Annotated in this window: 7 protein-coding genes and 1 pseudogene; 3 read left to right on the top strand and 5 right to left on the bottom strand. The window is 70.4% G+C overall.

Translation table 11 applies throughout. The features are described 5' to 3' along the window. Positions 1–212: 212 nt before the first annotated feature. Both mglA and mglB read right to left on the bottom strand, forming a co-directional pair. On the bottom strand, positions 213–800 hold the full coding sequence (gene mglA / locus D7Y21_RS38340) for a gliding-motility regulator Ras-like GTPase MglA (protein ID WP_014394794.1): 588 nt from the start codon (positions 798–800) through the stop codon (positions 213–215). A gap of 11 nt (positions 801–811) precedes the next feature. Further along, the gene (gene mglB, locus D7Y21_RS38335) at positions 812–1291 is read right to left on the bottom strand and encodes a gliding-motility regulator GTPase-activating protein MglB (protein WP_002637270.1); all 480 of its coding nucleotides are present in this window, start codon (positions 1289–1291) and stop codon (positions 812–814) included. A 184-nt stretch (positions 1292–1475) separates the two neighbouring features. Between mglB and D7Y21_RS38330 the strand changes: the two genes are divergently transcribed. Genes D7Y21_RS38330 through D7Y21_RS38320 form a run of 3 tightly spaced genes read left to right on the top strand, consistent with a single transcriptional unit; the run spans position 1476 to position 7005 of the window. Continuing rightward, positions 1476–3080, top strand: a complete 1605-nt coding sequence (locus tag D7Y21_RS38330) for a carboxypeptidase regulatory-like domain-containing protein (protein ID WP_233612456.1) — start codon at positions 1476–1478, stop codon at positions 3078–3080. A gap of 49 nt (positions 3081–3129) precedes the next feature. Beyond that, entirely contained in the window at positions 3130–5097 is a 1968-nt protein-coding gene (locus D7Y21_RS38325; protein WP_121718348.1) for a hypothetical protein, read from the top strand. Positions 5098–5100: 3 nt separating this feature from the next. After that, positions 5101–7005, top strand: coding sequence for a protein kinase (locus D7Y21_RS38320; protein WP_121718347.1), 1905 nt, complete (start codon positions 5101–5103; stop codon positions 7003–7005). A 54-nt stretch (positions 7006–7059) separates the two neighbouring features. Here D7Y21_RS38320 and recR read toward each other — a convergent pair whose 3' ends face one another. The 3 genes and pseudogenes from recR to D7Y21_RS38305 form a co-directional block, all read right to left on the bottom strand. Continuing rightward, positions 7060–7653, bottom strand: coding sequence for a recombination mediator RecR (recR, locus tag D7Y21_RS38315; RefSeq protein WP_120564938.1), 594 nt, complete (start codon positions 7651–7653; stop codon positions 7060–7062). A gap of 6 nt (positions 7654–7659) precedes the next feature. Further along, a complete protein-coding gene (locus D7Y21_RS38310) occupies positions 7660–7977 on the bottom strand; it encodes a YbaB/EbfC family nucleoid-associated protein (RefSeq protein ID WP_014394799.1) in 318 nt (105 codons plus the stop codon). Between the two features lie 98 nt (positions 7978–8075). After that, positions 8076–8785: pseudogene (locus D7Y21_RS38305) on the bottom strand (DNA polymerase III subunit gamma/tau); the annotation flags it as partial.

Below are 8785 nucleotides of genomic sequence, written 5' to 3'. Positions count from 1 at the left end.
GGCGGGGAAGCAGGGGAGGGGGACGCGCCTTGCGCGAACACCGGCCCGGACAGGCCAGCGCTCAGCAGCGCGAGGAGACGGAAGGTGGCGGATGCGACGCGCACGGTACGACCTCGGAAGGCGGCTCTGCCCGACGGCACGAGGTCATACCATCCTTTGCCGGGGGCTGCCCGGTGGGGGGTAGCCCGCCGGGCAGGACAGCAGGCGGAGTGTCAACCGCCCTTGCGCAGCTCGGTGAGGACCAGCTTGGCCACGGCCTTGAGCGTGTCGAACACGCCCACGCCCGTGGGCGCCACGGCCTGGTACTCCGGGATGTTCCGCGGGTTGAGCGCCTTGCGCATCTCCTCCACGGTCACCGCGTTGGGCAGGTCGCGCTTGTTGTACTGCACGACGTACGGAATCTTGTTCAGGTCGTAGCCCTGCTCCGCCAGGTTGATGCGCAGGTTCTCCAACGACTCCATGTTGGCTTCCATGCGCTCAATCTGGCTGTCGGCGACGAACACCACGCCGTCCACGCCCTTGAGGATGAGCTTGCGGCTGGCGTCGTAGAACACCTGGCCGGGCACCGTGTAGAGGTGGAAGCGCGTCTTGAAGCCGCGGATCTCACCGAGCGACAGCGGCAGGAAGTCGAAGAAGAGCGTGCGGTCCGTCTCCGTGGAGAGGGAGATCAGCTTGCCCTTCGTGTCCGCCGCGGTCTTGTTGTAGATGTACTGAAGGTTGGTCGTCTTCCCGCAGAGACCCGGCCCGTAATAGACAATCTTGCAGTTGATTTCGCGGGATGAGTAATTGATGAAGGACATGGCTTCCCGGGTTACTCGCTGAAGAGGTTGTCGATATCGTCGTCGGAGATCTCGGCGAACGGCGAACCGGCTCCGGGGCTGTCGGTCTTCTTCACGAGGCTTTCGAAGATCTTCGTCAGCTCGTCGCTGGCCTTCTTGATGCGCAAGCGCACCAGACCCAGGCTCGTGCGGTTGTCGAAGATGACGACCAGCACCACGCGGCTGCCCACGATGGTCATGTAGAGGCTGTCCTTCGCCCCTTCATGGAACTGGTTGGGGAACTCGTTCTCCCCGATCAGCTTCGCCAGACCACCCATGGCGGCCACGTTTCCGGCCGTCAGCGACGCGAGCGACGTGGTGTCGATGTTCTGCGTCTGGCCGGCCGAGGAGATGAGCTGGCCGTTCTTGTCGACGAGGAAGACCACCTTCGCGTTCGCGTCCTTGGTGAGCCGGTCGCAAACGGCGTTGATCTTGGTGAACTCCTCTTCGTACATCACCAGTTGCGTGCCCATGGGCGTATGCGCTCCTCAGCGTTCGCTCGCCCCGCGCACGGCGGCGCTCCGATGTTTCTGGAGTGAATCCCGGAGGTTAGACGAGGCGCTACCGACCGCCGTCATGCTTAGCAAAGCAGTTCCACTCCAGCAAGAAGCCAGCCGTGATCCGCGCCGCTTCTTGAAGGAATGACGGCTTCGCGGGTTGGGACACCTGCCCCTCTTCTCTATACTCTCCCGGGCCTTGCGCCGCCCGAGCCCCCTCACCGACATCCTCCCGCGCCTCGTCGTCCTCGTCCTGGCGCTCGCCTGTACCGGGGCCGCCCGTGCGCAGGCCCCCGAGTCCGAGCGCGCCTCGTTGCGCCTTCGTTACGGCCTGTCCTCCCGCCAGGGTGAGCAGGTGGATGTAGGGCCCGGGCTCACCTACAGCGGCCTGACGCCGAACGACGTGGCGCTGACGTTGATGGGCTGGGCGGGGACGTACCTGGGTGGACAGGTGGATCTCCAGCGCGAGGCCTTCGAGCTGCGGGACGCGTCGTCGCGCGTGACGGGCGGCAGCCTGGTGCGCGGCTCGCTGGGGCCGCGAGGGCGGTTGTTCCTGGGGCCGGTGCGGCTGGAGCTGGGCGCGGGCTACGGCTTCGCGCAGCTGCCGCTGTTCGGCGGGTTCACCTATGCGCCGGTGTTGCAGCGGGGGGTGCGGCACTCGGCGCTGATTTCAGGTCGGGTGCTGGTGGCGCTGCCGGCGCAGCTTCAGTTGGAGGCGCGAGGCGAGGTGCCGCTGACGCTCTCCGCGCACGCGGCGGACGGGCTGAAGGCGTCGTCGTCCGGCTACGTGGTGGGCGCGGCGCTGTCGTATCCGGTGGTGCGCAGGGACGGCTGGACGGGGCTCCTGCTCCTGGACGTGCAGCAGGCGCACGACACGATGGAGCTGGAGGACAGCGGCCTGCGCTCCGAGCAGCGGATGCGCCGCATTGGCCTGGGCTTCGAGGTGGTGCTGGGCAGTGTGGGCCGGACGTCGCGGCCCGTGGGCCCGCGCCAGGCCTTCGTCGCGCTGAGCGTGGTGGACGCGGAGACGGGCGCACCGCTTCCGGGCGCGCACGTGCGCGTGCCCTCCTTGAAGACGCCGGGCACGGACGAGGAACTGGTCGCGGACGCGCAGGGACAGCTGAGGGTGCTGCTCCCCGAGGGCGCGCAGTCCACGCAGGCGAGCGTGGACGGCTATGAGGACGCGACGGCGGTCGCCACCGTCAGCGGTGATGCCACGGAGAGCGCGCCGGTCCAGCTCCGCCTGAGCAAGAAGGCGCCGAAGACGGGCTCCCTCAAGGTGAAGGTGGTGCAGGGCAAGGACAGCGCGCCGGTTGTGGACGTGCAGGTCGTCTCTGGCTCCGCGCAGCTGCGCACGAACAAGGCCGGCGAGGTGCTGCTGGAGGGGCTGGAGCCGGGGCCCGTGGCCGTGGCGATGTCCGCGCCGGGCTTCCGCCCCTCGGAAGAGGCCGCGGTGGTGGTGGCGGGGCAGACGTCGGAGCTGGTGGTGGTGCTGTCGCAGGACCGCAAGGGCGAGCTGGCCACGCTGGTGGGCCAGGTGCGCAGCGCGCGCAGCGGCCAGCCCCTGGTGGCGACGGTGATCATTCCCCAGGCGAAGGTGCGCACGCGCACGGACAAGAGCGGCGCCTTCACCGCGCGCGTCCGTGGCGGCACGTACCGCATCACCCTGTCCGCGCCGGGGCACGTGACCCAGACGAAGATGGTCACCGTGCGCGAAGGCGAGCAGGCCATTCTCAACGTTGATCTGTTCCCGAGGGGCCGGTGAGTCGCGCGGCAGTGCCGCGACGCGCCCGTCCGTCGTCGTCGAGGTTTCAGTGAGTCCTGTCCGCATCCTGGCGCTGTCGCTGCTCGTCCTCCTCTCCGGCTGTTCGGGGTGTGAACGCGAGGAGGCGCCAAAACCTCCGCCAGTGGTGGAGGTGGACGCGGGGGCCGTCGTTCCCATTGGACGCCTGGAAGGGCTGTCCGGCGACGTGCGCCTGGAGCGCGGCGGCAAGGTGGGGCCGGCGGTGGAGGGGCCGCTGCTCGCGGGCGACGCGGTGGAGACCGGTGAGAGCGGATCCGCGACGGTGCGCTTCCCGGGCGACCGGACGGTGGAGGTGGGCAGCGAGGGCCGGTTCGCGGTGGGCTCGGACGCGACGGGCATCGTGATGAAGGTGGAGCGCGGCATCGTGCTGTCGCGCGTGCCCGCGGGCGGGAAGGCGGACAGCGCGGGCTCCAAGGTGACGTTGAACATCCTCACCCCCTTCGGCCTCACGCGCGTGGGGCCGGATCCGTCGGAGGTGAAGGTCGCGGTGGCGGAGGACTCGGCGCGGGTGGAGGTGAAGCTGGGCGCCATCGAGCTGGTCTCCAAGGACGGCAAGACGCTGCGCGCGGCGCAGGGCGACGCGGTGGACCTGACCCGCGAGCGCGCGCAGGTGACGCCCGCGGCCCCGCGTGTCGTGGAGCTGGCGCCCATCCCGGTGACGGTGCGCGCGACCTCGGGCGTCGCGGAGGTAAAGGCGAAGGACACGGGCCGCTGGCGCAAGGTGCGCCGCGAGGGCGAGGTGCTGGCCTTTGGCGACGGCGTGCGGACGAAGGGCGGCGAGGCGGTGCTGTCCCTCAAGGACAGCGGCACGGTGCTGACGCTCGCTCCAGGCGCGGAGGCGGTGCTGGAGAGCGCGGGACAGCAGGGCACCGTCGACGAGGCGCGCGTCAACCTGCTCCAGGGTCTGTTGGCCGTGCAGCTCGCCATGGGACGCGAGAGCCGCGTGGTGCTGCCGGGGATGACGGTGGAGTCCGGCGGAGGCGCGAGGTTGGAGATCCGCCGCACCGACGCCGGCATGCAGGTTGCGGCGCACACGGGCGACGTGACGCTGCGGCGGGGCGAGGCGCGGCAGGAGCTGCGCGCCGGTGAGCGCGCCACCGTGGGCACGGATGGCAACGCGAAGGTGGAGCCGCTGGAGGCGGCGGTGGTCGCGGTGGGCCCGGGCGACGGCACGGAGGTCTACCACCGGGGCCTTGCGGAGGTGGCGCTCACCTGGGAGGGCGAGGGCGACGCGGTGGTGGAGGCGGCGCAGGACGCGGCCTTCAAGCGCCCGGTGCTCTGGGGGCGCGTGCACCGCGCTTCCGTCAACGTGTCCGCGCTGGCGAAGGGCACGCTGTACTGGCGGGCGCGCAAGGAGGACGGCACGCAGGTGGCGGCGGGCAGCGTCCACTTCGCTCCGGAGTCCCCCACCAGCTCGCTGGCGCGCGTGCGCAACGTGGTGCCGGAGGGGCCGGAGAAGACGACCATCTTCTACCAGGACAAGCCCCCGGCGGTGACGTTCACCTACGGCGAGGAACCGCAGGCCCGTAGCTATCGCGTGGCGGTGTACAAGGCAGGCTCGTTGGCGACGCCAGTGGTGCAGCGCACGGTGTCGGAGCCGCGCGCTGCGTTGGAGGCGGGACAGCTGGGCGAGGGCAGCTACCTGTGGTCCGTCACGCCGCTGTCGCAGGCGGGCGCGGCCCTCAAGGGCGGGCGGATGAACAAGCTGGAGCTCGTCTATGACAACTCGGTGGTGGGGCTGGTGGTGGACAGCCCGCGCCAGGGTGTGCCGGCGGCGGAGAAGGTGCGGGCTGCGGGTGTGGCGCCCGTGAACGCTCGCCTGTCCATCAACGGACGGGCCGTGCCCCTGGACGCCAAGCACCGCTTCGATACCTGGGTGGCCCCCATGGGAATGCCCCCCCTGCTGGTGTTTAAGATGACGCGTCCCGGTGCCCCGGACGTACTCACGGTGCGCACCCTGAAACCGCGAGGACCTTGAGGGATGGCACAGACCAGCGTTCCCATTCCGGATCCCGCCGGCGCATCCGCCGCGACGCTCCTCCAGCCGTATGGGCAGTACGTGCTCGTGCGCAAGCTGGCCGAGGGTGGCATGGCGGAGATCTTCCTCGCCAAGCTACTGGGCGCGGACGGCTTCGAGCGCAACGTGGTGCTCAAGCGGATGCTGCCGGCGCTGTCGGCCATCCCGGACTTCGTGGAGATGTTCCGCGACGAGGCGCGGCTCGCGGCGAAGCTGTCGCATCCGCACATCGTGCAGATCCACGAACTGGGCTTCACGGACGGCTGCTACTACATCTGCATGGAGTACCTCGCGGGCGAGGACTTCTCCACGACGCTGCGGCTCGCGGGCCGGCGCCGCCAGTACGTGCCGCTGCCGGTGGTGATGCGGGTGCTCATCGACGCGGCGCGAGGCCTGCACTTCGCGCACACCTTCACCAACGAGCAGGGCCAGCCACTGCACGTGGTGCACCGGGACGTGTCGCCGTCCAACCTGTACGTGACGTACCAGGGCCAGGTGAAGGTGCTGGACTTCGGCATCGCCAAGGCCGAGTCGCGCCTGGTCCAGACGCGCACGGGCGTGGTGAAGGGCAAGTACATCTACATGGCGCCGGAGCAGGCGCAGGGGAAGGAGGTCGACCACCGCGCGGACGTCTTCTCCCTGGGGGTCAGCCTCTACGAGGCCGTCACGCACGTGCGGCCCTTTTCCCGCGAGAACGACCTGGCGGTGCTCAACGCGCTGTTGCAGGGCGAGTTCGAGAAGCCGCGCGCGCTGAGGGCGGACCTGCCGGAGGGCCTGGAGGCCATCATCCTCAAGGCCATGGCGTTCAAGCCGGAGGACCGGTACGCGACCGCGGACGAGTTCGCGGATGCACTGGAGGCCTTCGCGGCGGAGTTCCAGGGCGGAGCCGCGAGCGCCCCGACGCTGGGCACGTTCCTGCGCAACCACTTCGGCGAGGAGCGCGTCACGGAGAAGACGCGCATCCCCACGCTGGCCACGCTCACCGCCGCGCGTCCGACGGACCCCGAGTTCGCGGCCATCTCGCCGCCCGTCGCCGGCGCTGGGACCCACACCTACGGGCAGCAGGTGTCCCGTCCGAGCAGCACGGGCGTGAGGGCGCTGACCTCGCAGAACAAGGCGGCCCCCGTGCAGGCACTGGCTCCCGAACCGGGGGTCGTGCAGAGCGCGCCTGTGGCGAAGCCCGCGTCCCGGCGCTGGCTCCTGGGCGTGGTGGGGGGCCTGGGGCTGGTGGCAGCGGGCGTGGCGTTCGTCGTCGCGCGGCCCGGTGGCACCGCGACCAACGTCACGCCTCCGCCTCCGGCACAGCAGGCCGTCGCGCCCGTGGCGAATGGGACTCCAGCGGCTCCGGCCCAGGGCTCACAGGCTCCGGAACAGCAGGCCGCCGCGGGCATGCAGGGACAGGGCGCACCCACGGGGGCGCAGGACCAGGGGCCTGAAGGCACCGCGCCTGGGGCCGTGCCGGACGACACGCCGGGCGGTGACGCGGTGGCGACGTCCGTCACGGATTCGCGCCCCGTGGACGACGGGGCGGAGGACACGTCCCATCGCAAGGGGGGGAAGAAGCCGGCGGTGAAGGAGCCCGTGTCGCTGGGCATCGACGACATCCAGCGCGTGGTGTCCGGCGGCCGCTCGAAAATCACCGGCTGCTTCGAGCGCTACAAGTCCGACCTGCCGGCGGCCTCGGGCGAGGTGCAGGTGGAACTCACCATCGTGTCCTCGGGCAAGGTGCGCGCGGGCACTCGCGGACCGCTGGCGTCCACGGCGGTGGGCCGCTGCCTGGAGACGCAGGCCCAGAGCCTGCGCTTCCCGGTGCACCGCGACCAGGAGGTCACGGTGTTGATGCCGTTCTCGTGGAAGGTGACGCAGTAGCCGGTGCGGCGGCTTTTCCGTCCCGCGTTCAGCGCGCGGGACGGGCCAGCGCCGTCACAGGTCTCGGCGGGCGGACAGTGCCTTGGCGAGCGTGGCCTGGTCCGCGAACTCCAGGTCGCCGCCCATGGGCAGGCCCTGGGCGATGCGCGTCACCCGCAGGCCCATCGGCTTGAGCAGCCGCGTGAGGTAGAGCGCGGTGGCTTCACCCTCGATGTCCGGGTTGGTGGCGAGGATGATCTCCTCCACCCGGCTGTCGTTGAGGCGCAGCAGCAGCTCCTTGATGCGCAGCTGCTCCGGGCCCACGCCTTCCAGCGGGGACAGCACGCCGTGCAGCACGTGGTAGCGGCCCTTGAACTCGCGGGTGCGCTCCAGCGCCATCAGGTCCGAGTACGTCTCCACCACGCACAGGGCGCGCTCGTCGCGGCGGTTGTCGCGACAGAAGCCGCACAGCTCCGAGTCGGTGAGGGAGAAACAGCGCACGCACAGGTGCACCTTCTCCTTCACCTCGCGGATGGCCTGCGAGAGGTCGACGGCGAACTCGCCCGGCGCCCGCAGGATGTGGAACGCGAGGCGCTGGGCGGTCTTCTCACCAATGCCCGGCAGCTTCGCGAGCTGGGCGACCAGGCGATTCAGCGGATCGGGCGTCATCCGTCTTTAGTTAATGCCGGGGATCTTCACGCCGCCGGAGATCTTCGCCAGCTCGGCGTTCATGTGCTGACGGCTGTTCGCCAGGGCAGCGTTCACGGCGGCGGTGACGAGGTCCTCGAGCATCCCCGGGTCGTTGGGGTCGATGGCGCTCTTGTCGATCTTGATGCTGCGGATCTCCTGCACGCAGTTGGCGACGACCGTCACGAGGCCCTCGCCGGACTTCGCCTCGACGGTCTCTTCCGCCAGCTGCTTCTTCCGCTCCTCGATCTTCTCGGTGAGCTTGTTCGCCTGCCGGATGAAGTAGTTCAGGTCGATGCCGGGCATGTGCTTCCTCGGTCCCCGGTCGTGGGAGCGCGGGGCCGCCATGGCGCCGCTCGGAGCAGGGACGTTGCCGCGCACCCTAGCGGGGCCGCGCGGCGTTGTCAGTCGTCAGGAGCGGCGGGGACGTCCGGGAGGTTGGCCGGTGGCCGCTCGGGCTCGTAGACCTGGATGTGTTCGATTTCGCCGCCCAGCATCTTGAGGATGGCCCGCACGGACGCGTGGGAGCGCACCTTGCCCTCGGTGCTCTTCTCGTGGGTGTTGCGGGTCTGGGTGTCCTGCTCGGAGAGGCTCTGCCCCATGCCGCCCGGGAGGGCGTCCTGGGTCTGGGGCACGTCCGTGATGGTGAGCTTCACGGCCCGGCCGAAGTGCGAGGCCAGCGCCGCGTCCACCGTGGCCTTGCCCCCGGGCGACACCACGGCGGCCTTGTGGAAGGCGGCGGTGGGCGGGAAGCCCAGGATGATTTCGCCCGCCTTCATGGACTGGAGGCGGCCGTTGGCGAGCGCCGTGCCATGGCGCACGGACGTGGACTTCACGGTCTCCACGGCGGCGCGCCAGCGCTCGGGCAGGGAGCGGTTGGGGTTGTCGCGGCTGGTGGCGACGGGCGCCATCGCGGGAGGAGGCTCGGGTTCCGGCGGCTCCGGTTCGGGGGCGGCGGGCTCCGCGACGGGGATGCACTCGCCGGAGGCACAGCCTTCGGCGGAGCCCTCTTCCGGGAACATGCGCTCGTCCGCGTCCTCGTCGCCGTGCCGCGGAGGTTCGGGCGGGGCCACGGGCTCCGGCTTGCGCATGTTGGTGATGCGCACGGTGGGCG

This window comes from Corallococcus sp. AB045 (assembly GCF_003668895.1).
Lineage (GTDB): Bacteria > Myxococcota > Myxococcia > Myxococcales > Myxococcaceae > Corallococcus > Corallococcus coralloides.
The sequence above is the reverse complement of the archived record's forward strand: the minus strand, read 5'-3'. Positions and strand labels throughout refer to the sequence as shown.

Excerpts from the sequence above, each read along its gene's own strand:
- D7Y21_RS38310 (WP_014394799.1), bottom strand. The coding sequence starts at position 7,977 with ATGCCCGGCATCGACCTGAACTACTTCATCCGGCAGGCGAACAAGCTC.
- mglA (WP_014394794.1), bottom strand. The coding sequence starts at position 800 with ATGTCCTTCATCAATTACTCATCCCGCGAAATCAACTGCAAGATTGTC.
- D7Y21_RS38320 (WP_121718347.1), top strand. The coding sequence starts at position 5,101 with ATGGCACAGACCAGCGTTCCCATTCCGGATCCCGCCGGCGCATCCGCC.
- recR (WP_120564938.1), bottom strand. The coding sequence starts at position 7,653 with ATGACGCCCGATCCGCTGAATCGCCTGGTCGCCCAGCTCGCGAAGCTG.
- mglB (WP_002637270.1), bottom strand. The coding sequence starts at position 1,291 with ATGGGCACGCAACTGGTGATGTACGAAGAGGAGTTCACCAAGATCAAC.